The organism is Mycobacterium attenuatum (assembly GCF_900566085.1).
Taxonomy (GTDB): Bacteria; Actinomycetota; Actinomycetes; order Mycobacteriales; family Mycobacteriaceae; genus Mycobacterium; species Mycobacterium attenuatum.
On sequence record NZ_UPHT01000097.1, the window covers coordinates 1 to 26942 of the forward strand.

The 26942-nt window shown below is 64.8% G+C and carries 24 protein-coding genes and 1 tRNA gene; 7 read left to right on the plus strand and 18 right to left on the minus strand.

Annotated features, from left to right (window positions below; translation table 11 throughout):
* From EET13_RS16300 to EET13_RS16325, 6 genes are all read right to left on the minus strand, one after another.
* A partial coding sequence (locus EET13_RS16300; RefSeq protein WP_136623175.1) for a PE family protein occupies positions 1-540 on the minus strand: 540 nt, incomplete at its 3' end.
* A gap of 182 nt (positions 541-722) precedes the next feature.
* A complete protein-coding gene (locus EET13_RS16305; protein ID WP_122443263.1) occupies positions 723-1538 on the minus strand; it encodes an SCO1664 family protein in 816 nt (271 codons plus the stop codon).
* On the minus strand, positions 1522-2109 hold the full coding sequence (locus EET13_RS16310) for a DUF3090 domain-containing protein (RefSeq protein WP_023364713.1): 588 nt from the start codon (positions 2107-2109) through the stop codon (positions 1522-1524). The genes EET13_RS16305 and EET13_RS16310 overlap by 17 nt, the downstream gene beginning before the upstream one ends.
* A 62-nt stretch (positions 2110-2171) precedes the next feature.
* Positions 2172-2900, minus strand: coding sequence for a histidine phosphatase family protein (locus EET13_RS16315; protein WP_122443264.1), 729 nt, complete (start codon positions 2898-2900; stop codon positions 2172-2174).
* A complete protein-coding gene (locus EET13_RS16320; protein ID WP_122443265.1) occupies positions 2897-3727 on the minus strand; it encodes an undecaprenyl-diphosphate phosphatase in 831 nt (276 codons plus the stop codon). Before EET13_RS16320 ends, EET13_RS16315 begins: the two co-directional genes overlap by 4 nt.
* A gap of 58 nt (positions 3728-3785) precedes the next feature.
* The gene (locus EET13_RS16325; RefSeq protein WP_122443266.1) at positions 3786-4091 is read right to left on the minus strand and encodes a hypothetical protein; all 306 of its coding nucleotides are present in this window, start codon (positions 4089-4091) and stop codon (positions 3786-3788) included.
* 132 nt (positions 4092-4223) lie between these two features.
* Here EET13_RS16325 and EET13_RS16330 point away from each other — a divergent pair, with 132 nt between their 5' ends.
* The 4 genes from EET13_RS16330 (at position 4224) to EET13_RS16350 (ending at position 7511) form a co-directional block, all read left to right on the plus strand.
* Positions 4224-5273, plus strand: a complete 1050-nt coding sequence (locus tag EET13_RS16330) for a YncE family protein (protein WP_425293689.1) — start codon at positions 4224-4226, stop codon at positions 5271-5273.
* Between the two features lie 53 nt (positions 5274-5326).
* Positions 5327-5533 carry a DUF5703 family protein gene (locus tag EET13_RS16335; RefSeq protein ID WP_122443268.1) on the plus strand — a complete coding sequence of 69 codons (207 nt, stop codon included), beginning with the start codon at positions 5327-5329 and terminating at the stop codon, positions 5531-5533.
* 26 nt (positions 5534-5559) lie between these two features.
* A complete protein-coding gene (locus tag EET13_RS16340; RefSeq protein ID WP_122443294.1) occupies positions 5560-6630 on the plus strand; it encodes a quinone-dependent dihydroorotate dehydrogenase in 1071 nt (356 codons plus the stop codon).
* Between the two features lie 467 nt (positions 6631-7097).
* Positions 7098-7511, plus strand: a complete 414-nt coding sequence (locus tag EET13_RS16350) for a hypothetical protein (protein WP_122443270.1) — start codon at positions 7098-7100, stop codon at positions 7509-7511.
* Here EET13_RS16350 and EET13_RS16355 read toward each other — a convergent pair.
* The 3 genes from EET13_RS16355 to EET13_RS16365 are packed head-to-tail and all read right to left on the minus strand — an operon-like array spanning position 7481 to position 10086.
* On the minus strand, positions 7481-8122 hold the full coding sequence (locus tag EET13_RS16355; protein ID WP_122443271.1) for an alpha/beta hydrolase: 642 nt from the start codon (positions 8120-8122) through the stop codon (positions 7481-7483). The two genes, EET13_RS16350 and EET13_RS16355, sit on opposite strands and share 31 nt — an antisense overlap.
* Positions 8123-8167: 45 nt before the next feature.
* Positions 8168-8698 (minus strand): YbhB/YbcL family Raf kinase inhibitor-like protein, encoded by a 531-nt coding sequence (locus tag EET13_RS16360; protein ID WP_122443295.1) that lies wholly within the window; start codon positions 8696-8698, stop codon positions 8168-8170.
* A 35-nt stretch (positions 8699-8733) separates the two neighbouring features.
* Positions 8734-10086, minus strand: coding sequence for a M20/M25/M40 family metallo-hydrolase (locus EET13_RS16365; protein ID WP_122443272.1), 1353 nt, complete (start codon positions 10084-10086; stop codon positions 8734-8736).
* A 128-nt stretch (positions 10087-10214) separates the two neighbouring features.
* Here EET13_RS16365 and EET13_RS16370 point away from each other — a divergent pair.
* A tRNA-Leu gene (locus tag EET13_RS16370) sits at positions 10215-10300 on the plus strand.
* Here EET13_RS16370 and EET13_RS16375 read toward each other — a convergent pair.
* The 4 genes from EET13_RS16375 to EET13_RS16390 all read right to left on the minus strand — a co-directional run bounded on the left by EET13_RS16375 (position 10282) and on the right by EET13_RS16390 (position 15484).
* Positions 10282-11928, minus strand: coding sequence for a recombinase family protein (locus EET13_RS16375; protein WP_122443273.1), 1647 nt, complete (start codon positions 11926-11928; stop codon positions 10282-10284). The genes EET13_RS16370 and EET13_RS16375 overlap by 19 nt on opposite strands.
* Positions 11929-12114: 186 nt before the next feature.
* Complete coding sequence (locus EET13_RS16380) at positions 12115-13620, minus strand: replication initiator (RefSeq protein WP_122443274.1); 1506 nt, start codon at positions 13618-13620, stop codon at positions 12115-12117.
* Positions 13613-15058, minus strand: coding sequence for an FtsK/SpoIIIE domain-containing protein (locus tag EET13_RS16385; RefSeq protein ID WP_122443275.1), 1446 nt, complete (start codon positions 15056-15058; stop codon positions 13613-13615). Before EET13_RS16385 ends, EET13_RS16380 begins: the two co-directional genes overlap by 8 nt.
* Positions 15059-15142: 84 nt before the next feature.
* Positions 15143-15484, minus strand: coding sequence for a hypothetical protein (locus tag EET13_RS16390; protein ID WP_122443276.1), 342 nt, complete (start codon positions 15482-15484; stop codon positions 15143-15145).
* 254 nt (positions 15485-15738) lie between these two features.
* Here EET13_RS16390 and EET13_RS16395 point away from each other — a divergent pair, with 254 nt between their 5' ends.
* Positions 15739-16539 (plus strand): helix-turn-helix domain-containing protein, encoded by an 801-nt coding sequence (locus tag EET13_RS16395; RefSeq protein WP_122443277.1) that lies wholly within the window; start codon positions 15739-15741, stop codon positions 16537-16539.
* A gap of 6 nt (positions 16540-16545) precedes the next feature.
* Complete coding sequence (locus EET13_RS16400) at positions 16546-17013, plus strand: NUDIX hydrolase (RefSeq protein WP_122443278.1); 468 nt, start codon at positions 16546-16548, stop codon at positions 17011-17013.
* 10 nt (positions 17014-17023) lie between these two features.
* Here the strand turns inward: EET13_RS16400 and EET13_RS16405 are convergent, their stop codons facing one another.
* The 5 genes from EET13_RS16405 to fadD10 form a co-directional block, all read right to left on the minus strand.
* On the minus strand, positions 17024-17560 hold the full coding sequence (locus EET13_RS16405; RefSeq protein ID WP_122443279.1) for an HD domain-containing protein: 537 nt from the start codon (positions 17558-17560) through the stop codon (positions 17024-17026).
* A gap of 377 nt (positions 17561-17937) precedes the next feature.
* Entirely contained in the window at positions 17938-20817 is a 2880-nt protein-coding gene (locus tag EET13_RS16410; protein WP_122443280.1) for an MMPL/RND family transporter, read from the minus strand.
* Positions 20814-25103 (minus strand): AMP-binding protein, encoded by a 4290-nt coding sequence (locus EET13_RS16415; protein WP_244603945.1) that lies wholly within the window; start codon positions 25101-25103, stop codon positions 20814-20816. The genes EET13_RS16410 and EET13_RS16415 overlap by 4 nt, the downstream gene beginning before the upstream one ends.
* On the minus strand, positions 25100-25333 hold the full coding sequence (locus EET13_RS16420) for an acyl carrier protein (RefSeq protein ID WP_122443297.1): 234 nt from the start codon (positions 25331-25333) through the stop codon (positions 25100-25102). Before EET13_RS16420 ends, EET13_RS16415 begins: the two co-directional genes overlap by 4 nt.
* 4 nt (positions 25334-25337) lie before the next feature.
* Positions 25338-26930 (minus strand): fatty acid--CoA ligase FadD10, encoded by a 1593-nt coding sequence (gene fadD10, locus EET13_RS16425; protein ID WP_122443281.1) that lies wholly within the window; start codon positions 26928-26930, stop codon positions 25338-25340.
* Between the last annotated feature and the right edge of the window lie 12 nt (positions 26931-26942).

Consider the following 26942-nt stretch of genomic DNA (forward strand, 5'->3'; position numbering starts at 1 on the left):
CCCGCCGACCCCTCCGGCCCCGCCGGCACCGCCGATACCGAGCAGGCCCGCAGCACCGCCGTCCCCACCAGCCTGTCCCGGCGCACCCGACCCGCCGTTGCCGCCGTTGCCCACCAAGATGCCGCCGGCCCCGCCCTTGGCGCCGGATCCCGGCCCCCCGTCACTACCGTTGCCTATCAGCGGACGCCCCAACAGAAAGTTGGTCGGCGCATTGATCACCGCCAGCATGTCGTCCAGCAGCGCCTGCAACGGATGGGCACTGGCCGCTTCGGCTGCCGCATAGGCATTGCCTGCCCCCGTCAATGCCTGCACGAACTGGGTGTGGAACAGCGCCGCTTGTCGGCTCAGCGTCTGATATTTCTGGGCATGGCTAGAAAACAGCGAGGCAATCGCCGTCGATACCTCGTCTTCGGCGGCGGCCAGCATCGTGGTGGTCGAGGCCGCCGCCGTCGAATTGGCCGTACCGACCGACGAGCCGATAGCCGTCACATCGGCCGCCGCCGCCGCCAGCATCTCGGGTATCGCGATCAGGTATGACATCGCAGCCTCTCAACCGGCCATGTACTGACCGCAACAGAAGTGACGGTGCTGATAATTCCATGCATCACAACACCGCGAGCGCGTTTTCAGCCCAGGTCCTGCTGCGTCCGGACAAATCGGGTGATGCTTTCCGGCGGTGCACGTCGGGGACCAGCGCCCAGCGAACCTGGCCAACGGACCCGCTAGAACGCCGGCCAGGGAATCGGACGATGCCGGTTGGGTCCGGGCATCACTGGAGTGTCCAGCAGGGCGCGCGCCCGCCGCCGCAGCGCGGTGATCTCGGCGCTGGTGATGTGGACGCGCAGCTCATCGGCGAGTGACCCGCGCAGGTCATCGGCGAGTCTGGCGATGGACTCCAGCGTGGGGTCGTCGATCGGCTTGCCCGCCCACCCCCACAGCACGGTGCGAAGCTTGTCCTGGACATGCATGCACACGCCATGGTCGACGCCATACACCCCGCCGTCGATGCCGCACAGGATGTGGCCGCCCTTACGGTCGGCGTTGTTGACCAGGACATCGAACACCGCCATCCGCCGCAACCGGTCGTCGTCGGCGTGCATCAAGACGACCTCGTCGCCGGCGTAGTCGTAGGCGCGCAATACGGGCAGATAGCCCGGCTGCGGCTTGCCGGTGGGAAACAGGTCGACCAAATCCGGGCCGGGACGCGCATCGGCGTCCAAGGAATCACCGGGTTGCCGCACCCACAGCTGCAACATGCCCGGCCCCGCCGGTCCGTCACGAATGACGGTGTAGGGCACGATCTTCCAGCCCAACCGTGCCGACACCAGGTAGGTGCTGAGTTCCCGACCGGCCAACGTCCCGTCGGGAAAATCCCACAACGGCTGCTCGCCTGCCACCGGTTTGTAAACGCAGTGGACGGTGTCGCCGCTCAGCGTCGACTCACACAGGTATGTCGCGTTGCTCGCCGAGCGGATGCGTCCCAGAACGGTCAGCTCGCCGTCGCGCAATACCTCACAGTCGTCATTGCTCGGGTTCATCGTCAGACCCGAACAGCAGGTCGCGCCGGTAGCCGTTGGTCCGTGCGCAGATATGTCCCTGTGGGTCCAGCGGTTCTTGACATAGCGGGCACGGCGGACGGCCCGCGGAGATGACCCGGTTTGACCGGGTAGCGAACTGCCGCGCCGACTCCGGGGTCAGGAACACCCGTACCGCGTCGGGCCCTTCGTCGGTGTCGTCGAGCACCACCGAAGCGTCGAACTCCGCGTCGGTGACGGCCAACAGCTCGACGACCACCGTCTGGGCCTCCGAATCCCAGCCCAATCCCATCGTCCCGACCCGAAATTCGGCGTCCACGGGCATGATCAACGGGTTGAGGTCCTCAACCTCGGCGGGCTCCGGGGGCACCGGCGTGCCGAACCGGCGGTTCACCTCTAGCAGCAGCGCGCCGATGCGTTCGGCGAGCACAGCGACTTGCTGCTTCTCCAAGACCACCGACACCACGCGGTCGTCATGGGCCGCCTGAATGTAGAACGTGCGGTTTCCGGGCTGGCCAACGGTCCCGGCGACGAAGCGGTCGGGTGTGCGGAATACGTGAATTGCGCGCGCCATGGCACCTCCAAAATACCGTGCAGACGCCTCCCGATCGACCAGGCCTGCGCAGGCCGGCCGGGCTAATCGGTAGACCCGCCCACTACCGCATCGCCGGAAGGCACCTCAGCGTCCTGCGCCGCCGGCTGCCCGCCGCCAGGCTCCGCTGTGGGCGTAGGTGCCGCACGTAGCCCGGCCGACAACCGCGCTCCGGTGTGGTTGACGTGCAGCACGTAGGGCCGCAACTCGGTGTAGCGGATCACACTTGCCGAGGCGGGGTCGGCGGTGACCCGTTGAAAGCTGTCCAGATGCATCCCGTAGGCATCGGCGATCACGGCCTTGATGACGTCGCCGTGGGTGCAGGCCAGCCATAACGCGTCGCCCCCGAATTCCAGAGCCAGCCGCCGGTCGTGCTCGCGCACCGCGGCGACCGCGCGGGCCTGCACCTGCGCCAGACCTTCGCCGCCAGGAAACACCGCAGCGCTGGGATGCGCCTGAACCACCCGCCACAACGGCTCGTTGATCAGCTCGGTGATCTTGCGGCCGGTCCAGTCGCCGTAGTCGACCTCGGCGAGCCGGTCATCGACGAACAGTTCCAGACACAGCGCGTCAGCCAGCTGTTCGACGGTGGCGCGGCAACGCAGCAGCGGCGACGACACCACCGCCCGGACCGGTAAGTCACCGAACCGGTCGATCAGCCCGGCCGCCTGCTCCTGCCCCTTGTCGTCGAGGTTGACGCCCTCGGAGCGACCGGCCAGGATGCCGGCGGTGTTCGAGGTGGAACGGCCGTGGCGCAACAGGATGACGGTCATGTCGCGGCCACCGTCCCGGTTGCCAGCAGGATCAGCACCGCCACTCCGACCACGATCCGATAACCCACGAACCAGTACATGTTGTGCCGCAACAGGAAATGCAGGAACCAGGCCACCGCCGACAGGCCCACCACGAACGCGATCAGGGTGGCCACCAGCAGCTGCGGCCCGGTGGCGCTCATGCCCTCAGACACCGGGTGGAAGGCATCAGGCAAGGAGAACAACCCGGAGGCGAACACCGCGGGGATGGCCAGCAGGAAGCCGAACCGGGCAGCGAGCTCGCGGTCGAGACCGAGGAACAGGCCCGCGCTGATGGTCGACCCGGACCGCGAGACGCCCGGGACCAGCGCCAGCGTCTGGGCGATGCCGACCACCAGGGCGTCGCGCCAGGTCAGCTGCTCGACGTGACGGCCCTGCCGACCCAGGTATTCCGCCAGGGCGATCACCCCCGAGAACACCACCATGGCTGTGGCCACCACCCACAGGTTGCGGACCCCGGAACGAATCTCGTCTTTGAAGAACAACCCCAGAATGCAGATCGGGATGGTCCCGATGATGACGTACCAGCCCAGCCGATAGTCGGCGGTGCGATGCGACTTGACCACCAGACCGGCTAGCCAAGCGCGCAAAATCCGCACGATGTCGCGGGCGAAGTACACCAGCACGGCGGCTTCGGTGCCCAACTGAGTGACCGCGGTGAACGAGGCGCCGGCGTCGTCACTGAAGAAGATCCGCGACATGATCGCCAGATGCCCCGAGGATGACACCGGCAGGAACTCGGTCAAACCTTGCCCAACCGCCAATGAAATGACTTGCCACCAGGACATCGCCGCAACCGCAGACACGACGACGACCGTACCTGGTACGGCACGAGCGTATCGGGTGCTACTGGCGCGAAACGGGTACGGCCTGGGCGACGGAGTCGCGCACCGCGGCTGCCAGGCTGCGCTCGTCGGTGACGTCGATGTCGACCAGACTGCGTACCGACCGCGCGACGACGTCTTCGGCTTGCGGAACCGGTACCGTCAGGCGGGGTCGGTAGATTTCGACGACAAGCGACCGGTGTTCGATATGGAAGGAAAAAGTGCGTCCGTCGCCGACTTGTCCATAACCGCTGGCGAAGATGCCCGTCGACATGTCTTCGATCGCAAAATGCTTGTTTGCGACATGCCGGTCAGCGGTGACGGTCATGCCGCGACAATACCTCTCCAGAACTCTCAAGCACCGCTTTTCGTGGGCAACATGGCCAGATCGGACGCCGTTTGGATAGTCGACGTTGCCCTAGACTGTGGAACCCACGCTCGACGTTCGGAGGACGAGTAGTTGCTGATAGCGACTAAGCAAGCAGCTCAGCGCTTTCTTTGGGGTGCTATCGCTTTGCTGACGGTGGTGACGGGTTGTTCGTCGAATCCACTGCACACCGCGCCGCCCACAATCCAGCCCGCGCAGCCGGCCGTGTCTCCGCCGGTATCGCAGGCCCCGGCGGGGGTGATTCGTCCGCTGAGCGGCCAGCCGCTTGCGGCCGTATACGACAACGGCATTCGCCGGCTGGCGGTCCTTACCCCGGGCGCCGATGCGTCGGCGCCATCCGGCATCACTGTGTTCGACGGTCCCCGGACTCCGGCCCGCGTGATCACGCTGCCCGCGCCCGCGACGGCGTTGACCTGCGACGGCCACGGCATGGCCTACCTGGCCACCCGAGGGGGTTACTTTGTGGTCGACCTGTCCGCCGGCAGCATCGGGCAGGTCGGTGTTGCCGACGCCGCGGGCGTCGAATTCACCGCGATCGCGCGTCGCGCCGACGGCAAGCTGGTGCTGGGCAGCGCCGAAGGCGCGGTACACATCCTGGATTCCCCGAGTTCCGGCACTGCCCGGACAGCCAACCGCATCAAGATCTTCGCACGCGTCGATTCGCTTGTGACACAGGGAAACACCACCGTCGTCCTGGATCGCGGGCAGACTTCGGTGACGGCGGTCGGGGCGGACGGTCGCGTCCGGCAGGCGCTGCGGGCCGGAGAAGGCGCCACCACGCTGGCCGCCGATCCGCTGGGCCTGGTGCTGGTCGCCGATACGCGCGGCGGCCAACTGCTGGTGTACGGTGTCGATCCGCTGATCCTGCGCCAGGCCTACCCGGTGCGACAGGCCCCGTACGGGCTGGCGGGCTCACCCGAGTTGGCCTGGGTATCCCAAACCGCAGCCAACGTCGTCATTGGTTACGATCTGTCCACCGGAATACCCGTGGAAAAGGTGCGTTACCCAACCGTGCAGCAGCCCAACTCGCTGGCCTTCGACGACGCGTCGGGCACCTTGTACGTGGTGTCGGGGTCGGGCGCCGGGGTCCAGGCCATCGAGCACGCGGCGGGTACCCCGTGAAAGGCCGGCCCGCGTCGAGATGGAGCCGGCTACCTACGGGCTGGGATGCCGACATGTCGGACGAATATGAGTGGGCGCCGCTGCGCCTGCCGCCGGACGTGACCAGACTCAGCGCGTCCACCCGATTGTCCATCGAGGCCGAGTATCGCGGCTGGGAACTGACGCGGGTGCGCCTCTACACGGACGGCAGCAGACGGGTGTTGTTGCGCCGCAAGAAGTTTCGTCTGGAAAACGCGTCGTCCGATCAGCCGGAACCGTGACGGCCGGCGACCGGCGCCAGGATTGGATATACGGCCTGGTGCGGCGGCTGCTGTTCCTCCTCCCGCCCGAGCGGGCCCACACTTTCGCATTCGCCGTGCTGCGTGCCGTCACCGCCGTTGCGCCGGTGCGCCGGATGCTTCGCCGATGGCTGGGTCCGACGGATCCGGTGCTGGCCAGCACGGTGTTCGGGGTGCGCTTTGCCGGTCCGCTGGGGTTGGCCGCGGGGTTCGACAAGGACGGCACCGGGCTGGACACCTGGGGCGCGTTGGGATTCGGCTATGCCGAGGTGGGCACCGTCACCGCGCATCCGCAGCCCGGAAACCCGCCGCCGCGCATGTTCCGGTTGCCCGCCGACCGTGCCCTACTCAACCGGATGGGGTTCAACAACCACGGCGCCGGGGCCCTCGCCATTCGGCTCACCAGGCATCGCCCCGACGTTCCAATCGGGGTCAACATCGGCAAGAGCAAGACGACGCTGCCAGGCGACGCGGTTGACGACTACCGCGCAAGTGCACGGCTGGTCGGTCCGCTGGCCGCCTACCTGGTGGTCAACGTCAGTTCGCCGAACACACCCGGACTGCGGGATTTGCAGGCGGTGGAGTCGCTGCGGCCAATCCTGGCCGCCGTGCTGGCCGAAACCTCAACCCCGGTGCTGGTCAAGATCGCGCCGGAGCTCTCCGACTCCGACATCGACGACATCGCCGACCTGGCCGTGGAGCTGGGCCTCGCCGGCATCGTCGCGACGAATACCACGGTGTCGCGCGCCGGCCTGGCGACCCCCGGGGTCGACGGGCTGGGCGCCGGCGGCATTTCCGGACCGCCGGTGGCAGCGCGCGCTGTCGAGGTGTTGCGGCGGCTTCAACACCGGGTCGGTGATCGTCTGGTGTTGATCAGCGTGGGCGGTATCGAGACCGTTGACGACGCATGGGAACGCATCACTGCCGGCGCGACGCTGCTGCAGGGCTATACCGGGTTCATCTACGGCGGCGGCTTATGGGCCAAGCACATTCACGACGGCATCGCCCGCCGGATGCATGATGGCGGGTTTGCCTCGCTGGCTGACGCCGTGGGCTCGGCTGCCCGGAAAGCCGGCTAACCGCCCGGTTAGGTCCGGCAGCCCTGGCGTGACGATTTGCCGACACGGGGCGCGCAATCGTGACTTCGCGGCACATCCGCGGTGGCGCTCGCCAAGTTGCGCCGTTCGGTTCGACGGCCGCAGATCAGTCCCGGAGAACTGTCGGCGTGCGCAGACATACCGCCGTCGGGGACGACCCTGGCGCGCGCCCGCGGCCGTGACCGCCCTCAGCGCCCGGAGACCGGCGATCCGCCGCAGGGCAATGACGATTCCTTGACGTACAACAGGATTCACGCGGCGGTGGAACATGCCATCATCCTGCCCACCACATCCGCCGGACATTCATTGCCATGCCGATCCGGTGCTGAGTCGCTTCCTCGGGTGACGATCCTGCGCCGCAGGACAATCGTCGAATGTTGGGATCGGTAGCTGTGCGGCCGGTATGTCATTGCCACGACGACGCCCCACACCGACGGAAACGAACCCCCATGAAAATCAGAACGATCGCGGTGGCTGGTCTGCTGGCCAGCACGCTGCTGGCAGTTGCTCCTGCCCATGCTGAGGTGGCGGCTCGCCCCTTGCCAATCCAGGTCCATCCGCTGCAGCCGGCCCCCCGTGTGGAACCCGACCCCAGGTCGGAGGTGCAAGAGCTGCTGCAGCAAATTTCCGACCTGGACGATAACTGGGACGGCCTCACGCCGCAGCAGCGTCAGCAGCGCGTAGCCCAGTTACAGCAGCAGGTCACGGTCGTGGACCGGGATACTCGTAATCTGCCTGCGGATCAGCAGCCGGAGGTGCAAGCGATGCTGAGCATGGCCGTTGTCAAGCTGGTCGACCTGGTCATGAAGGCTCAGCCTCCGGGTAGCCCCTGCTATTTCCCGTTCTGCTTGCCCGGGCTGTAGCGCGGCCCGTCCAACAGATATTCCGCAACGAAATCCGTTGTGCGCCAATGCCACTGACTCCAATGGCGCACCATGTAATGACCTGCGCCGCGGATTCCCACCCACTGGGCATCCACTCCTCGGCGGCGGGCTCGAGTGACCTGAGTACGTGAACTGCGCGGGTCGGTCCACCTGTCGGCGGTGCCGTGCAGGACCAGGAGCCGGGTCCGCGCAGGGACCACGTCGCCGTCACCGCCTATCCACCACGGCGCCAGGGCCACCACTGCCTCGACGTCACCTCGACCGGACAGCTGCGCCGCAACGCGGCCGCCCATCGAATGGCCCACCAACACCACGTGTTGGGGTGCAAGCCGCTGTCGCACATCGTCGAGCGCCGCCAAGCCGTCGCGAACGGCATCCAAGCGCGGACTGTTCCAGCCGCGCACGCGGTACTGAACGCGTCGCACGTGCACGTCGCGCCCCAGCCGACGCCGCAACGCTCGGGTGAGGAACATCATCCTCAGGTTGGCCAGCTGCCACCACCTGGATGCGTCGTCGCTGCGGACCTTGCCGCCCGGCAGGACGAGAACACAGGAACGCGCGGCGAAACGACGTGGGGGCACACCTGTCATTCGGAGCCGAGGCGGGAACGGACTGGGATGTCCGTGCCTTCATTCTCAGGTCTGTTGGTAGGTGCCGTAGATGACCGCCCGTGCAATCGCGTGCTGGAACAAGTTGAAACCGAGAAACGCCGGGCTGGCGTCTTGGCTCAAGTCCAGTTTCTCGACGTCCACCGCATGCACCGCCACGTAGTAACGGTGCACACCGTGCCCGGGCGGCGGCGCGGCGCCGACATAGCGGCGCATACCGGCGTCGTTGACCAGTGTCAGTGCGCCGCCGGGCAGCTCTTTGCCGTCGCCGGCATCTTCGGGCAGCTCGGTCACCTCGGCCGGCAGGTTGGCCACCGCCCAGTGCCAGAACCCGGACAACGTCGGGGCATCGGGGTCGTAGACGGTGACCGCGAAGCTGCGCGTCTCCTGCGGAAAGCCCGACCAGCTCAGTTGCGGGCTGGCGTCCTGTCCGCCCGCGCCCATGATTCCGCTGACCTGTGCGGTACGCAGCGGCTGGGCGTTGGTCACCGAGTCCGAGGTCAGGCTGAAGGACGGCAGCTCGGGCAGTGCGGCGTACGGGTCGGGCGGTGTGGTCATGCTCGGTCCTTTCGGGTTGTCGGGCTCACTCAACATCAGCAGTGGGTCAAGAAACGTGTCAGCACCTCGGTGCCGAACCGCAGCGCATCGATGGGTACCCGCTCGTCGACACCGTGGAACAGTGAGGTGAAATCCAGGTCCGGCGGCAGCCGCAGCGGGCTGAAGCCGAAACAGCGAATGCCCAACCGCGCGAAGGCCTTTGCGTCGGTACCGCCGGAAAGCATGTACGGCACAATGCGGGCGTCGGGATCGACCGCCAGCACCGCAGCGTTCATGGCGTCGACCAGATCGCCGTCGAAGCTGGTCTCATAGGACGGCAGGTCCCGAATCCATTCCCGGGTGACGTCCGGCCCGATCAGCTCGTCCACCTCGGCCTCGAACGCCGCCTGCCGGCCGGGCAGCACGCGGCAGTCCACCACCGCCTCCGCGGTCGCGGGGACGACGTTGGCTTTGTACCCGGCCTTGAGCATGGTCGGGTTCGCGGTGTCGTGCAGCACCGCCTTGAGCATGCGGGCCATCGGGCCGAGTTTGTCGATCGCCCCGTCTAGGTCCGGCGAATCGGTGTCGAAGATGAGGCCGGTCTCGTCGCTGACGGCGGCCAGAAACTCGGCGACGGTGTCGGTGCACACCAGCGGGAATTGGTGCCGGCCCAACCGGGCGACGGCTTCGGCGACGGCGGTGACCGCATTGTGGTCGTGCACCATCGAGCCGTGCCCGGCGCGGCCCCGTGCTGTCAGGCGCATCCACTGGATGCCCTTCTCGGCCGTTTCGATCAGATACAGGCGGCGGTCACCGCCGTCGCGGGTCGGCACGGTCAGGGAAAACCCGCCGACTTCACCGATCGCTTCGCTGACACCGTCGAACAGATCGGGACGGTTGTCCACCAGCCATTGCGCGCCGTACTTGCCGCCGTGCTCCTCGTCGGCCACGAACGCGAAGACCAGGTCGCGCGGCGGCACGATGCCAGCGCGCCGGAAATGCCGGGCGACCACGATCATCATGCCGATCATGTTCTTCATGTCGACCGCGCCGCGGCCCCATACATAACCGTCTTCGATCGCACCGGAAAACGGGTGCACGCTCCAATCGGCCGGTTCGGCCGGCACCACGTCCAGATGCCCGTGGATCAGCAGTGCACCCCGGGAACCGGCCTGCCCCTTTGGGCCGGCCAGCCGGGCGAACACGTTGCCGCGGCCGGGCGCACCGGATTCCACATATTCCGGCTCGTAGCCGGCCTCGGCGAGCTGTTCGGCCACCCAGTGCGCGCACTCGGCCTCGCCTGTGGTGGTGTCCGGTTCACCGGTGTTGGTGGTGTCGAACCGAATCAACCTGCTGACCACCTCGGCTACGTCATCGCCCGCACCTGTCACAGTCACCTTTCCTACCACTGTCGAGCAATGCCGGACGCCCCTGAGGTGCCCCGCGCATCCGGATTCACCGGCCCAAGGCGCGAGCCCGGTTGGGCTGAGGTGAGCCAATCGGATAGCCTTAGCTGCCAACTCATGCGAGTGGTTTTGTCCGAGTGGCGGAATGGCAGACGCGCTAGCTTGAGGTGCTAGTGCCCTACTAATGGGCGTGGGGGTTCAAGTCCCCCCTCGGACACATCCGGCGACACGACTCAGGTCGGCCGTCGCCTTGACCCGTCGCAGATGCGGATCGTAGTCAAGGCGGAGTCCCAGGCTCGCGTACACCTCGGCGCGTTCCGCACCGGTCGCCGCACCGAGCACGGCTGACAGCCCACCAAGTTCCTCGACCAATTCGCTGATCTGCGCGGCAGACATGACGCGCGGCCGCACCGCTTGCTCAAGACGGTCCTTCAGCTCGTCGCGCTCGGCGGTGCGGCGACGCAATGCGGCGGTCAAGTCCTCCACGGCCACGCCAGACTCCACGGCAGCAACCAAAGCAGCAACCTTGGCATTCGCCTCGCGAAGCTGGCGCTGCAGAGCGGCGTAGCCAGTACCGGCTGCCGGGTCCACGTCCTGCCCGCGTGCTAGGTCTTCCGGATCCGCCAGGGTGGCGATCCATTCGTCAAGTCGCGCTGTCACCTCCTCTTCACGGAGGTAGACGGTGCGCGGATGGTGACTCAGGTCCACAGGTACAGAACGCGACTTGCCCAGCTCGCAGCGATAGAGGATGCGGGTCGTTCGTTTCCCGACGCGAGCGGCGCCCTGCATCCGCCGGCCACACGCGGCACAGAACAGCAGCCCACGCAGCGCATACGGCACCGTCGATTCTCTGGTGCACACGAGACCGGGACCACGCCGTGCCTGCGTCCGAAGACGAACAGCCTGCACCAGTTCATCGGGAATCAGCGCTTCGTGCGTGCTGCGGTCTGGTGCGATCCAGTCGGCCTCATCACGCCACCGCATCCGGGTCTCATACCCCGCCGCGACATCGTTGGGGTTGACCAGGACCTCGTACTTCTCCTGCTTGCCCCAAACACGAATACCGCGGTACGCCGGGTTGTCGAGTATCGCCCGGATCGCCGAATGGGAACATCCTCGCGGGTCACGATGACGATTCCACGCCGGGTCGTACTGGCTCGGTGACGGCACGCCATCGTCGGTGAGCTGTTGCGCAATGTAGCGCAGGCCCGCTCCGTCGGCGTACATGCGGTAGATCCGCTCGACGACCGAAGATGTCGCAGGGTCAGGCTCGAGGCGGTGAAGCCGCTGCCCAAGATTGGCCTTGGCAGGATTTGGGTGCGGGCCGGCATCGACGAGCCGGTAACCATAGGGTGGTCGACCACCGAGGTATCTCGACGTGTCCTGCGCGAGTGCTGACATCGCCGTACGGACGCGGATCTGGATTCGCGCGCGCTCTCCCTTGCTCATGCCGCCGAACAAAGTCATCACCAGGTCGTGTGCCTCGGAGCCGGGATCGACTGCTCCGCCGACCTCGGGTACCCACAGGCCGACGCCGTAGTGCGTGAGGACAGGGAAGGTGAGCGCGAACTGCGGCCCGTAGAACGCACGGGCGGGTTCCCCGATCACTACGGCATCAAAGCTACGGTCCCGACGAGCGACATCAGCAAGCAGACGTGATGCCTCCGGCCTGCGCTTCCACGGCAGCGAACGGCTTTGTCCCACATCGAAGTAGTCAGCGGCCAGGACTCCGCCGTGCGGGGCGATCAGGTCCATGGCACGCCGCTTCTGCCAGCTGCGGCTCGCCTCCGGGTCTTGAGCGTCCTCCGTGCTCACTCGGCCATAGAAGGCGAACCTCAGGCTCACGCCACTCCCCTCCCTGATCCCAGCATCCGGTCCCGCACAGCCATTATCACGTGTACCAGCGCGCTGTTGGCCTCGCGCGGAAGTCGATAGTGGTCGGCCACGACAATTTCAACATCCCCCTCTGACATCGTCGGCGCATCGATTCGAGCGTCGCGCTCGGACCGGGCATGTGCTGTTCGGGATCTGTCAGCCACCGCTGCCCCCTGGCGAATCCCATCGTTGGTTGCCGGCTTGGCCACGGACTTCCATCAGTCCGATCCGGCGGGTTTCCATGCGTCGGAGAGCCGCGGAGTTCACCAGGGTGCAGTCGCCGAGGCTGGTGAGGCCGGCACGGTCAAAATCCCACACCACCAGATCATCGCCATCGATGGAGTTGAAGCCGAAACCATGTTGGTGTGCAGTGCTTTTCAGACGTTGTTCACGTGTCCAGGTCGCGCGATGTTCGCGTAGCGCGGTCATCGTGGTGGAGTAGCGGCGGGATTTGCTGGTGATGTGGCCTCGGAAACCCAGGGTGTGCAGCCACCGGCCGACACCGGCGAGTCCCCTATCGGCGAGTTGGCTGATGGTGGTCAGGATCGCCCGGACGTGATCGGACACATCCAGGTCGACAATGGCCTCGGTCGAGATGCGACGCGCGCTGATCCCGACGTCAGCTAGGGATTTGGTGACGTATTTCGCGAGGTAGCGAGCTACGCGGCGGCCTGGCAGCGCCCGGCCGTGTGGTGGATCCTCCTGCACAGCAAGGCTGTCCGTGCCAGCGTGCCGGTTCTCAATGGGTTGGGTGTCGACTTGTGTGCCAAACCTAATCACCCGTGTCGCTGTATCTGAGGATGAGTCGGTGACCGTCACGGCCACGGTTCGAGCGGCCTGCTGAATGATGGTGGCCAGTTCCGTGGCCGTGAGGGGCGCGTGCCACTCCTGACCACCGCAGTTATCGCTGTCGTGCGGGTCGAGGCGGATCAGGGCATGAATATGCGGGACGAGCCGGGCTTGCAGCTCGACGACTTTGATGAAGCTGACCCGCACCGCATCCGGGTCGGCGCCCGAGGCGCGTAGCTGGCGGCGCAGCGTGCGTCGCAGGGTGATGGTGAAGCGTCGCCACAGTTCTGGCATGTTCCAGGTGAAGAGCACATGCCCGGTGTAGTCATAGCAGTCCGCGCAGATCGGCTGTCCCACGTGGATGTCACCTTCTCCGTGGGTTGTGCTGCACCACAGTGGTTTTCCATGCGGGCAGCGGCGGTAGCCGCCAGTCCCTTGGTGGTCGCGGCACACTCGCAGGCGCTTGTCGCCTGCACGTGAGGTGGTGTGGACCGGCCCGTAACTGGGTGCGGTCAGAGTGACGAACACTTGCGGGCGATCCGCCACTGCTTCGGGGATGCCGTGGTGGCCGCCGGCGGTGCCAGCGTGCACGAGTTGCCACGTGTCGCGCGCGTACAGGTCTGAGCACGACGGGCAGATCTGGGCGCGGCGGTTATTACACCGTGTCCACACCACCCGATCGCGGCCGAACTCGTCTGTACCCGTGAGTTGAATGGGGTGGGCGCAGAAGCCAACGGATTCCACGCGCCGCCACCACGATTCGAATCCCATTGAGGACGCGCGGCGCACCATCTGCTCCACCACGTTGGCGGCGTCGGCGGTGTCAGGAACCCCGGGCAGGGCGAGGTGCGCCGGCGTCTCGGCGCTATTCACGGCTGCCCTCACCCGATGCCTGGCCACTGTCATCGTTTCTCAGCTGCCTGTTGCTGCTCGGCCGGCCGGTAGGCCGGCGGAACCGGGTGGCGAGGGTGGTGATGTGGTGGTCGGTGACATGGAAGGCCCGCACCCGTACTGGTTGGGCGCTGCCGTCGATGAGCACATAGCCGACACCCGGAGTGGCGTCAGCGATGCGGTCGCATTCCGCACCGGCGTCGCGTGCACCTTGCCCGAGAACCATGGTGGTTTGGCTGGCTTCGGTCAGGCGCAGCCCGATGCGGACGGTAAACAGTTGCCGCACGGGCAGCGTGTCTTTTGCTGGGTCTTGCACCGCGGCGACCACGCTGATTCCCACCGCCCGCCCCTGGGAGAGCAGCAGGCCGAGGAGTTGTTCGATTTCGGTGCGGCTTTTGCGGTCGGTGACGTAGCTGGTGAGCGCGGCGATCTCATCGATAACCACCACGAATAGCGGTTCGGATGGGGTGGGGGTGTGCAGGCGGGTGTGGCCGCGCAGCCGGTTCGCCCTGGCGTGCATTACCTCCACCAGTTGGCGCAACAGGTGCACGGTGGTGTCGCTGGCATCGTGGGTAAACACGGTGAACATGGGTGCGCCGGCGCCCAGTTCCATGCCGCCTTTGGGGTCGATGACACACAGCCGTACGAGGCCGGTTTTCACGTTGGGGGCGATCCCGGCGATCAGTGACCACAACACGCTGCCTTTGCCGGCCCCGGTGGCTCCGGCGATTAGCACATGGTGGCCTAGCAGGGGCACATGCCACCAGTGGCGGTTTTCGGTGATCCCGATCCGCACCGCCCGTAAATCCACTGCGGTTGTCGATGTGGGCATGGGTAAGTCGACGGGGTCAGCCAGCACGTCGCCGCGCATGAGGGTGATCCGCACCTCTCCAGGCGCCATCGAGCGGATCGTGATCCTGTCGGCGCGCCAGGCGGCGGCCAGCCCGTCGGCTTGTTTGTGCCAATCAGTCAGGCACTGGCCGTTTACGATCCGCAGTTGCAGTGCATCGGTCGTCTTGCCAATCTGTACCGACTGCAGCGTCGGCACGAGGGTGCGTTCACCCAGGCGGGCCGTCAGTCCGTGCAGTCTGCACACCGATTCCCAAGTACGGGTGTAGCGCCACCAGCTCAGCCAGCGGTGTCGCATCGGTTCGGTCACCCAGGCGTGAAATGACCGCGGGTCGAGCCAGGCCCAACCCGCATACGCGGCACCAAACGCAGTAACGGCGATCAGGCCCAGGCGTGGGCCGTGCGTGATGGCTACCGCCAGGCTGGCGATGATGGGGATGCTGAGGGTGGGGAACAGAATCGACCACCACAGCAGGTATCCCGCGGCTTTGGCCAGGGATAGGATGAGGTCTTCGAACCAATCGTCATGAGTCGACCCAGTGTTGTTGGTGTCCTTGTTGTTTGATGCCATCACAGGTGCCTTCCGTGAGTGTTTCGCTGATAGCAGGCCCGTGTTGGGGCGCGACCGTACGGGTTCTGCGCCCCAACACTCGGGTTATTTCTGAGGGCGAGCCTGTTCGTTGGGCGCAGCCGCGGGCGTGGTGGAGGTGATGGCGTCGGCGCGGAAGGCCACACCGCTGCGATCACCTTGAGCCCACGGAATGGCCACCAGACCTGACACCGACACTGCCTGTGTCACCGACACTTTCGGATCCCCGGCCACCGTCACGTTGAGCACTTCGCCGCCGGTGTCATCCAACGCCAGCAGCTGCGCTGCATACAACGGCACCCCGGTCGCGGTGTCGACTTTCGGGCTGCCGGTCTCGAAGTTCAGCCGCGGCTCGGCAGCCCTCGTGACGATGAACCGCGTCCCGGATGTATCAATTCTCAATCGCATTGTCCTGCTGTTCCTTTCGTGATCTGAATGCACCCGGTAAGGCGCTGGAATCAGTTCACGTGGACACCGCGGACGTTGCGAGCGACGTTTGCAGGCGTTGCCGACACGGCCCCAGACATTTCGGACACGACAGGGACATCGCTGACGGCACCAGGCAGACATCACCGCTGCGGGGACGCGCCAGCCCCATGGCAAACTAGGAACCACGCGTTAGTGATGGACAGGATCAACACCGAAAGACATGTGCTGAGACGATGGACGATCAGGACGGTTGCATCGACACCGCAGTGATCCCCAACGATCGCCTCACGCAACGGCTACACGCCAAGGGGCTGTCCCATGGGCGGTTCGCCACTGCGGTGGGCGTAGACGTCAAAACGGTGCGCCGGTGGCTAGCCAACACCAACTACAACGTCCGTGACGATAACGCACGCCGCGCCGCCGACGTGCTCGGCTGCACCCCGCACGACCTGTGGCCCAACCAGTTCCAACCCTTTACCGCACGCGCGCTGGCGACAAACCCGGGCGGGCCGTTCACCGCGACGCTATATGCCAGCCGCACGCAATTACCGATCACCGAGTGGCAGCAGCATTTCGCCGACGCCACCACCGGTATCGACATCCTCGTCTTGGCGGCCACGTTCCTGTTCGACACGCTCGACGGATTTCTCGACACCGTGCTCGACGCCGCCGCCCGTGGTGTTCAGGTGCGATTCCTCATCGGTGACCCCGACACGGCCACCACGATCCTGCGCGGTGAGGAAGAAGGCATCGGTGAAGCCGTCATCGCACGCTGCCGCACCTCCGTCGAATTGCTCACTCCGCACGCCGGCACACCGGGGCTGCACATCCGGACCCACGACACCACCCTGTACACGTCAACCTTCCGGGTCGACGACACCATGATCGTCAACTTCCACATCTATGGCTCACCGGGACGCAACAATCCCGTGCTCGTGCTGTCCCGCCACCACGAACCCCGACTCTGGGCCACCTTCGAACAAGCATTTGCCCGTGTCTGGGACAACGCCACTCCACTGCCCGCGAAAGGCTGATCCTCAATGCGCACCGACTACTACAACGACCCCGGCGCTCCCCAGCCCAACAGCGTGGTCCCGTCCGCCTCGGCCATCGTCACCGACGAACAAGGCCGCATTCTGTTGATCAAACGCCGCGACAACACCCTATGGGCGCTACCCGGCGGTGGACACGACATCGGCGAAACGATCGCAGGCACCGCCGTGCGCGAAGTCAAAGAAGAAACCGGTCTCGACGTCGAAGTCGCCGCCCTGGTCGGCGTCTACACCAACCCGCACCACGTCGTGGCGTTCACCGACGGCGAAGTCCGCCAACAATTCTCCCTGTGCTTCACCACCACCCTGCTCGGCGGTGATCTGGCCATAGACCACGAAAGCACCGACATCGCCTGGGCCCACCCCGACGACATCCCCACCCTGGATATGCACCCCTCGATGCGACTGCGCATCGATCACTACTTACAGCACCGCGACAGTCCCTATCTCGGCTGACCCACGGCGGTTACAGCCAGTCGCGCACTCGCCGGACCGCGGCTAACAGCTCCTCGCGGCCCGCGTCGACCGCGCGATGCACCGGATCCCCAGGCCCATAGCGAGCCAACACGTCGCTCAGTCGATCATCTGCTGAAACCGGCGACCCGTCCGGCCCGGTCGTCAAATCACAAAACGTCAACACATCCAGAGCGTCGCTGGGCGGATCACTGAACTCCGACAACCCCTGCAGACCGCGCTCGGAGGCCTCCAAATGTGCCCCGCTATGAAACGCCACCAACGACGCAACCCGCTCACCGAAGTCCGCAGACCGGGCAAACACCGCGCCATCGAGCGGATGAAAACCCGCCCGACGCACCGACGGCGCGTACCCGATATCGTGTAACCAGGCGGCCGCCACCAAACAATCAGCAGTCTCTGCATCGAAACGCCGACTCATCCGCTGTGCCGCCGCCGCCACACCCCGCACATGCGCCAACCGCCCAGGCTGCCCCGCCAATCGCGCCTCAGCCTCGCGCCGTGCACGCTGCGCCAGAACCCCGCTCACACCCGCAAGCCTACGAGCCCCACCGCCACGGCGCAGCTCACAGCCGACGCCCGCACACCGAGCGCAACGTCTGGCGAGCACGCCAAGCGACGGTTACCTGGGGCTTCGCTACGCTCCCTCTGCTTCCGTCCGCTGACGCTCCCGTCCGCGCCGCTCGCTACGCTTCGCCCTCCGTCCGCCCCTACACCGGCATGCCCACGACAATCGCGCCCACACCCCAACGGCCTCAGCACTTCGGCATCACGACAAGCCGAAGCCGCCCTCGCAAGGCCGCCGCATCGCGCCGTCACGGACAGCAGGCGCGTCAACGCGCGTCCACTGCCTCTGACCTGCGATGTGAGAACTTTCTTTACTGCTATCAAGGCGCCTGCCCATCGCTAGTCGGTGTAAACGAGCGAACGATCCGGTGGTATGGGTGAGGCTGGCACAATCTGAGTCCTGGGGGGCCTAACGCGCATCCTGATCGGCCACCAGAACCAGCGTCCCAGGATCGCGGCGATGGACGGGGTCATGAACGCGCGCACGATCAGCGTGTCGAACAGCAGACCCAGGCCGATGGTGGTGCCTACCTGTCCGATCATCCGGACGTCGCTGACGATCATGGATGCCATGGTGAACGCGAACACCAGGCCCGCATTCGTCACGACCTTGCCGGTGCCGCCCATGGACCGGATGATGCCGGTATTGAGCCCAGCGTGAATTTCCTGTTTGAACCTGGATACCAGCAGCAGGTTGTAGTCAGATCCCACGGCCAACAGCACGATGACCGACATCGCAATGACCAACCAGTGCAACGGAATACCGAGAATGTGCTGCCAGAACAACACCGAGAGCCCGAAGGAGGCGCCCAACGAGACCGCCACAGTGCCCACGATGACCGCGGCGGCCATCAGCGCGCGGGTGAGGATCAGCATGATGATGAAAATGAGGCACAGCGAGGAGATTCCCGCGATCACCAGGTCCCATTTGGCGCCCTCGGAAATGTCCTTGAAGACAGCCCCGATTCCTGCGACGTAAATCTTCGCGTCTTCTAATGGGGTTCCCTTGGTGGACTCTTCGGCCGCGGTGCGTATCGCGTTGATGCTCGCGATTCCCTCGGCCGATGCGGGATCCCCGCGATGCAGGATGATGAAGCGCGCCGCGTGCCCGTCCGGCGACAAGAAGTTATTCATCGCGCGTTTGAAGTCAGCGTTCTTGAAGACCTCTGGCGGCAGGTAGAACGAATCGTCGTTCTTGGACGCGTCGAAAGCATGACCCATGGCCGTGGCGTTGTCGCTCATCTGGTCCATCTGATCAAAGATGCCGGACATGGTGCTGTGCATGGTCAGCATCATGATCCGCATGTTCACCATGGTGTCGATCATCGGCGGGAACTGGGCGAGCATCTGCGGCAACAGCATGTCGAGCTGCTTGATGTCACCGACAAGAGTGTTGAGTTTGTCGTCGATCTTGTCGACGCCGTCGATCGTGTCGAAGACGGACCGAAGCGAAAAGCAAACTGGAATGTCGAAACAGTGCTGCTCCCAATAGAAGTAGCTGCGGATGGGCCGCCACATATCTTCGAAGTTCGCGATGTCATCGCGTAGCTCGGAAGTAATTTGTTGCATCTCGACGGTGTCCCCGACCATGCGGTGGGTGACGGCGTCGAGCTGCTGCATCAAGGAGTACATCCGTTGCATGGTGGCGATCGTCTTGTTCATCTCGTCGGCCTGCTTGAGCATGTCGTTCATCCGGTCGCGCTGGTATTTCATGGTCAGCAGCTGGCCGGCGTTTTGCATGCTCATCTGGAACGGGATCGACGTGTGGTCCATCGTGGTTCCGTCGGGCCGGGTGATCGCTTGCACGCGCGAAATCCCCGGGACCCGGAAGATGCCCTTGGCCAGCCTGTCTAAGACCAGGAAGTCGGTCGGATTGCGCATGTCGTGGCTGGTCTCGATCATCAGGATCTCTGGTGTCAGGCGGGCCGGGGAGAAGTGGCGGTCTGCGGCCGCGAAGCCTTGATTGGCGGGGATGGTCTTGGGGAGGTACGCGCGGTCGTCGTAGCTGGGTTTGTAGCCGGGCAGTGTGAGCAGGCCTACGAGGGCCACGGCGGAGCTGACGGCGAGGATGGGCAGCGGCCAGCGCACCACCGCGGTACCGATCCGCCGCCAGCCCCGGACGCTCCATTTGCGCTTCGGATCGAACAGGCCGAATCGGCTGCTCACGGTCAGGACCGCCGGGCCCAGTGTCAGGGCGACCACGACGGCGGTCAGCATGCCCACCGCACATGGAATGCCCAGTGTTTGAAAGTAGGGCATCCGGGCGAAGCTGAGGCAGAAAATTGCCCCGGCGATGGTCAGGCCGGAGCCCAGGATGACGTGGGCGGTCCCACGGTACATGGTGTAGAAGGCCGTTTCCCTGTCTTCGCCGGTGTGGCGGGCTTCCTGGTAGCGACCAATGACGAAGATCCCGTAGTCCGTTCCCGCGGCGATTCCCAACGAGGTGAGCAGGCTGACTGCGAAGGTGGACAGTCCGATGAGTCCGCTGTGCCCAATCAGCGCGACGGCTCCGCGCGCAATGACCAGTTCAAAACCGACCGTGACAAGTAGCAGAATCACGGTGGTGGGCGATCGGTAGACGAAGAGCAGCATAATGAAGATCACCGTGACGGTGGTCAGGAGGATTTTGGCCATGGATTTGTCGCCGCTTTTGTTCAGATCCGCGGCGAGCGCTGCCACCCCGGTGACGTAGGCCTTGACACCGGGCGGCGGCGGCGTGTTGTCCACGATTTTGCGGACCGCTTCGACGGATTCGTTGGCCAGCGGCTCGCCTTGGTTACCGGCGAGACTCACCTGCACGGTCGCGGCCTTGCTGTCGTCGCTTTGCGCGCCCGACGCCGTGAGTGGGTCCCCCCAGAAGTCCTGGATGCTCAGTACGTGCGCCTTGTCATCGCGCAACTTGCGAATCATGGCGTCGTAGAAGCGGTGCGCGTCATCGCCTAAGGGCTTGTCACCCTCCAACACGATCATCACCACACTGTCGGTTTCGCCTTCCTTAAAGGCGTGCCCGATGCGCTTCAACGCCACAAGTGACGGCGCGTCTTTGGGGCTCAGCGATACCGAACGTTCTTGGCCAACCACTTCCAAGGCCGGGACGAAAACACTGAGGACGACGACGACTACCAGCCAGAACAGGATAATCGGCACCGCGAATTTGCGGATCACCCTGGCGACCAAGGGCCGCTGGGAGCGGGTGTCGTCGGCGGATTCGGCGCTCACGCGAACTCGATCCTATTGCTATTAGCTTGTGCCACAGAATCTTCCATTACAGCGGCGGAACATCCGCGCGTTAAAAGGGCCCGGACCGCCGTCGGTTTCGCGGCAACCTCGGCAACGCGATCGACTCCCAGGGCGATTGTTGGGTAATCCGCCAGGTACTCCGCGTACGAGCGCGCACCCAGCCTCATCCCCAAGGTGACCCAGGCATCGAGCACTGCCCACCTGGCCGGATTCAGCCTCGCCCAGTTGCTTTGGTCCAGTCGATACTTCCATTCGGCAACATCGAGCTGGTCGAACCCGCACCCGCTGAGCAACTCCCCGTAGGACATCGCCTCACCGCGCACTACGGCAATTCCGCATCCCAGTTCGCCTGATCCTGACAGCTCGGGCAACAGACTCAGCACGGCTTTCGCCGCATCCCGGCCCGTGGTGACCTCCTCGGTCAATGTCAGGGCAGGGTAGCCCCGTAACGCGCTACACGCGTCAAAGACGGACACGAGAATGTCAGCGGAGGTGCGCAATTGGTATTCGTCGCCCAGTACCCGGGGCAAGCGCACGAGGGTGAAATCGAGTGGATGCGGTGAGCCGGCCACGATCAGCTCGGCGAGCGACTTGGATGCGGCGTAGGGATACGGCGCCGCGCGGGGATCGGTGACTCGCGGCGCGGCAACGTCGGCATTGACGACGGATGTCGATAAATGCACCAGTCGCGTACCGCGGTTCGCGCACGTCTGCGCGACCGTGGCGACCAATTCCACGTTCGCCAAACGAAGTTCGCGATACGGCACCACCACGTTGGTATTGCCGATGCAGTTTATGACGGTCCCGGCGCCACAGTGTTCTAACAGCTCCGCCATTTCGGTTGCGTCACATTCGGCAGAGAGCTTTACTGTTCGTACCCCGTCAGCGCTCCGGAGAGCCGCCCATGGATTGCGTTCGGGGAGATCGGATCTCGTGACCAAGACAACATCGGCGCGCACTACTCCAGTGCGTTTCAGGTCGAGAATCGCCTCGGCGAATCCGGTACCGAGAATGCCTGACGCACCTAGCACGACGATTGCCTGTGTTCTTGTCGGTTTTCTCGGGTTGCCTGATGGCTGTTCGACGCTCGACTCCCAAGCTGGGCGCCGCCCGCTCAGTGAGCCAAGGTCGAGCTCTATCTGGGCGGCAGTGTCAGCGTCCATCCAAGCGTCGGCAGTCCCTGAGCCATCGGCCATGTCACGTACCAGGTTGGTCGCGCTGTCGGCGCCGATGAGGTCCAGAATCGACAGATGCCGACCCAGATACCTGCGCGTGTCGGGCAGGATTCCGGTGAGATCCAACGAGCCGATACCCTCACCCAGCAGCGATGAGTCTGGCCCGATGGTCCGCCCGAGGCGCCGGCTCCAGATCTCAGCGAGACCGGCGGCCCTCCGGTCCGTTTCGGCGTCGTTTGGCACAGCATCAGTGGACTGGGGCATTGCCCGCAGGTTGTCGCTATCGACCTTCCCGTTGGGCTTCCGGGGGATATGAGGTGCGCCGACAACGAAAAACGAAGGCACCCTTAAGCTCACGAGAATAAGCCTGATCTGTGCGGCCACCGCGGTATCCTCACGGCCTTCGCGGGTCTGCTGGGTTTCGAACCACACACCGAGACGGCCGTGGTGAAGCTCGACGGCGAGATCGGAGATGGCGCTGTCCTCGGCGATGCGCCTGGTCACATCAGCGGTGTCCACGCGCTTGCCGGAGATCTTGACGATGGCGTCCTTGCGACCGGAGAACACTGGGAAACCAGCGTCGTCGACGGTTACCCGGTCGGCGGTGGCAAATGCGCGGCGTTGAGAGCCGTCGACGGTGGTTATCGTGCCAAAGCTGCGGTCGTCGAGCCCGAGATACCCGGAGGAGACCAGGTCGCCAATGACGACGACTTCGCCAAAAGCGGTGAACACCGTATTCGGCACCAGCGGCCGGCCCAGCCTGCGTCGAGCGCTGCCGGTAAGGCTCGCGCCATCGCAGACGATCGGCAGGTAGCTGACGACGACCGTCGTCTCGGTCGGACCATAGGTCGAGACAAGTGAGATCGCTTGTGAAATACCAGAGTCGATCCACTTGTCGACGGCAGCAGAGCGGATCGCTTCGCCACCGACGACAATCTGCCGCAGGCGCGAGCGGCGCATCGCATCAATGGCGTCGCCGTCCTCGCACAACAGATGCCACACGGCGGTGGGCAGATCGATGACCGTCGGCCCCTCGGCGAAGAGATCGTGTGCGAGAGCGGCGAGGTCGCCGGTCCTCACGGCGGCCGACCGCACGACCGCCGATCCGCAGAGCGCGCCGCCGAAGATCTCCTCGACGCTGATATCCGACGTCAGGGGCGCGCATTGCAGGAGCGTGTCGTTCGGCTGCCATCCGTAGGCACGTCTGACCGCGTCACAGAAAAGTGCGAGCGATCCGTGCATGATTCGGACGAGCTTGGGCTGCCCGGTCGTTCCCGAGGTCGGCATGATGTAAGCCGTCTTGCAGGCGAGGTGGACGTCGTGTCTCACCTGTTCGAGGCGCCCAGCAACCAGCTCCCGCAGCTCGTCATCGAGGGCCTCAGCGAGCACGGCAGTGGCCGCGTCGATGACATGTGCCGATACGCCATCGGCATGCTCGGCAATTGCTTTCGCCCGCAACGGAATTTCGTCGGCCCTGTCGCAGACGCTATAGCCGCAACCCGCGAGATGACACGCGATCAGAAGATCGATCGTCTTCGCGGTGTTGTCGTCGACGAACACCACGACGTCACCCGGCGCAGCACCGTCTCGCACCAACCGGACAACCCAGGGGTAGACGTAGCGGCGCCGTTCCAGGAATCGCTGCACACCCCCCGCGGGGTCCAGGAACCACGCTCTCGACGTCGGCGGTCGCTCCGGCTCGGGTGCCGAGTCGCCGGGGCGGCGCGTGCCGTCTTGGTGGATCTTGAACCACTCGTTGACGGTTGCGGCGATCGGCCGATCCCACATCGTCGCCATCGATCTCAGCGCCGCAGCGATGCGTTCCGCGATCCGGGGGTGAGTCTTGCTCTGGGGCAGGTCTGCTCTGTTCCAGATGGCCAGGTTGAGTACGCGCTGCTCTTCGTTCAGGACAGATGCGACGGTCATGCCCTCTACCGGGCCGATATCGGTCGCGACCGGCGCTTCCGACAGGAAAGGACGAAGGGCGGGCGCGCACGGCTCTCGGATGAAATTGAAGGTCACCGCCTCGACGTGTGCTGTCCGGTTGATCGCCAAATACATCCGGCGGTAATGCTCTTCGCGAAGCCACCGCCGTCTTACTGCCTTGACGTAACCGCGGTCAAGCGTTCGAACGACATCCCCTACTGACGCAAGCGGGCCAAATCGGACCGAGTGCGCAACCGAATTGACCAGGCATGTTGCAACGTTCAGCTCGGGATCGCCAAACCTGTTGTCCACCGCGTGAACTAGCAGGCTCTCGGTGCTCTGCCGAACGCTGGCGTCCACCGCCACCCCCGCCGCGGCCACCAGCACGTTCAGTGGGACCTGTTTCGCCTCGGAGAGGCGTAGGACCGCGTCGTAGGCTTCGCCCGAGATCGTCGCGGATTCGTGCAAGACCCCCTTGGCTGCGGTCCCGGGAGCCTCGTTCGGGCGTTGGCCGAACCCCCCCTCGCGCGCCTCAGCGGCTAACTCACGCTGCACGACCTCGGAGAGACGCGGCAGCGATTCTGCGACCTTCGTCGTCTCGTTGCGGTGTGCTGCCGCTAACTTGGCTAAACCATCTCTAGTACAGGGAGTTTCGACCGAGCCACCAGATGCAAGTTCGGCTGAGAGGTAACCCGCCAGGTCGGCTTCGATGATCCCTGTCGCGCCCCCGTCAACCAGGATGTGGTGGGTGTACACATCGAGGCCTGACACCCGGCCGCCTTCGTTGGTCCGGACGGTGTAACACACGAGCGGCTTACCGAGGATGCCGGAAGACCACAGGCGCTTGAGTTCTTTGTCACCGCGGTCCGTGGTGTACTGATCGTCGGACCGAACCCGCACGATGTCCTCGAACTTCAGTTGCAACACAAGATCTGGATATGAAGCCGCCGGAGGTGCCTCAAGGACGCAGAGTTGCCCCGGGTTCGTGAGAACCGTGGCCTCCAAGGCGGCCAGGAATTCTTTGAGCTCCAGTTGGTGGAATCGATACCTCTTGCCGATCAGATACAAAGCCGGATCGCTGTCCTGCAGCACTCCGTTGTAGAGATTCTGTTGCGACCTGCTCAAGGGAACCCGGTCCGCTCGGCTGGGTGCTGCCGTGGTCACTTAGGTGCTCCGGCATTCTCGAGCTCCCGAACCCAGCCCGCGATCGAGAGATTCTCGGCCAGTCGGGACGGCAATTCGGACTCGCGGTCCACGCCGAGCTGCTTCATCAGGAGAACGAACCGAACAGAATCCAGCCCGAGGTCCCGAAGGTCGGTCGCGTCGCCGTCGGTGAGATCCGCTTCGTCGATGTACAACACCTCGCAGACAGCGTCGAACACCCTCTCCCTCACGGTTTCAGCCACGGACTGCGGCTCCGGACCCGTCTATCGCGGCGGCCAGTGAAGCCCGCATGACCTTGCCGGACTGTGTTCGTGGAATATCGACGACGATGACGATCGTCGAGGGGCGCGCCATCGACTCCGACTCAGAACGAAAACGAGCCGCGATTGCTTGCTTGAGCCTGCGGGCGTCTGACCCGGTGAGCTCGGCTGACGGGACCACGGCCAGACCCACCAGCGCCCCAAACTCCTTGTCGGGAATTTCGTAACAGGCGGCATCCCGCACTCCCGGAACGCTTTCCGCGATGCGATCGACTTCGTCGGGTGCGATGTTGACGCCGCCGGAGATGATCATCTCCGACGATCGCCCCTTGATGTAGAAGAAGCCGTCCTCGTGGTGTTCCAGAAGGTCGCCGGTGTTCACCCATCCGTCAACCAGAACCTCCTGGCTGCGTGCCGGATTGTTCCAGTACCCCAACATGTTTGCCGGCGATTTTATCCACAGCGTGCCGAATGAAGCAGAAGGGGGAGCGCCGGCGTCGGTCGGGCTGCCCTCGTCGGTGGCGGCCAGATAAACGTCCACGCCCGGGTACGGGCGTCCCACAGCTCCCGCTTCGATCTTGGCGATCGAGCCTTCATCAGTCGGTAAACACAAAGCTGTGCAACCAGTTTCGCTCAGGCCATAAACCTGTGCGGTGCGAACCCCGTGAGATTCAATGAAACACACGTCGGCCGCGATCGCCCGCGAGCCGCCGTATCCAAGTAGCCGCAGCGAAGGGACGGTGGCTTCAGCGGACTTCAATTCGGCAACCAGTTTCGACAGCAGAGTCGGAACCAGGCAGGTCGTCGCGACCTCATTTGTGGTGAGAATCTCCAACAGGGAGGTCGTATTCTCGCCGCCGGTAATACACAACCCGCCTCGCATCAAACAGGTGAGTATCCACCACAATCCGCCGATGTGGGTAGCCGGCAGCGGAGAATAGGTGGTTTCGCCGTCTACCCACGTGACCCAGTTCAACCCCTCTTCTCGCAAAATGTCGGGGATCGCAAAAAATGTGCGATTGGCGAGCAGCACGGCCTTTGGTTCACCCGTTGTGCCGCTGGTGAAGATCATCGCCAGTGGATCATCAGCGCCGTCACCCGGGTCAGCGGTCAGCCGGTCGCTATCCGGAAGATCAGCAGATTCCCCAGCGCTCGAAGCGATTGTGACTGCGATGGTCGGTATTGAGCCGAGGGAGTCGGGCAGCGAGGACGGTCCTATCTTGCTTCCCGGCGTAATGAGAATGGCCGTGGGGTCAGTGATCTGACAGAACCTTTCGATGGTTGCGGGCGGAAGATTGCCGTCCGCCATGACGGCGATCGCCCCGAGCTTCGCACAGCTCAGCACCGACAGATAGGTCTCGGGTCCATTGTCGGAGACGACGAGCACCCGAGACCCCAGGGAAACGGCATGCGCGCGAAGATCCGCGGCAAGCCGTTCGGTTTCGGTGACGAGTTGCCCGTACCGCAGCGCGCTGGTGCCGTCGCAGCGGCGCAAGGCGATTGACCCGGGCCTTTGCCGCGCCTGCTCATAGACCCGTTCCAGCACCGTGGGCGGTGAGTGAGACATGCCGTAAAGTTC

Coding starts and splice junctions, on each gene's coding strand:
- EET13_RS16360 (WP_122443295.1), bottom strand. CDS start 8,698: ATGACCACACCGCCCGACCCGTACGCCGCACTGCCCGAGCTGCCGTCC.
- EET13_RS16390 (WP_122443276.1), bottom strand. CDS start 15,484: ATGCGATTGAGAATTGATACATCCGGGACGCGGTTCATCGTCACGAGG.
- EET13_RS16310 (WP_023364713.1), bottom strand. CDS start 2,109: ATGGCGCGCGCAATTCACGTATTCCGCACACCCGACCGCTTCGTCGCC.
- EET13_RS16385 (WP_122443275.1), bottom strand. CDS start 15,058: ATGGCATCAAACAACAAGGACACCAACAACACTGGGTCGACTCATGAC.
- EET13_RS16305 (WP_122443263.1), bottom strand. CDS start 1,538: ATGAACCCGAGCAATGACGACTGTGAGGTATTGCGCGACGGCGAGCTG.
- EET13_RS16325 (WP_122443266.1), bottom strand. CDS start 4,091: ATGACCGTCACCGCTGACCGGCATGTCGCAAACAAGCATTTTGCGATC.
- fadD10 (WP_122443281.1), bottom strand. CDS start 26,930: ATGTCTCACTCACCGCCCACGGTGCTGGAACGGGTCTATGAGCAGGCG.
- EET13_RS16355 (WP_122443271.1), bottom strand. CDS start 8,122: ATGACAGGTGTGCCCCCACGTCGTTTCGCCGCGCGTTCCTGTGTTCTC.
- EET13_RS16335 (WP_122443268.1), top strand. CDS start 5,327: ATGTCGGACGAATATGAGTGGGCGCCGCTGCGCCTGCCGCCGGACGTG.
- EET13_RS16400 (WP_122443278.1), top strand. CDS start 16,546: ATGCGCACCGACTACTACAACGACCCCGGCGCTCCCCAGCCCAACAGC.
- EET13_RS16320 (WP_122443265.1), bottom strand. CDS start 3,727: ATGTCCTGGTGGCAAGTCATTTCATTGGCGGTTGGGCAAGGTTTGACC.
- EET13_RS16350 (WP_122443270.1), top strand. CDS start 7,098: ATGAAAATCAGAACGATCGCGGTGGCTGGTCTGCTGGCCAGCACGCTG.
- EET13_RS16395 (WP_122443277.1), top strand. CDS start 15,739: ATGGACGATCAGGACGGTTGCATCGACACCGCAGTGATCCCCAACGAT.
- EET13_RS16315 (WP_122443264.1), bottom strand. CDS start 2,900: ATGACCGTCATCCTGTTGCGCCACGGCCGTTCCACCTCGAACACCGCC.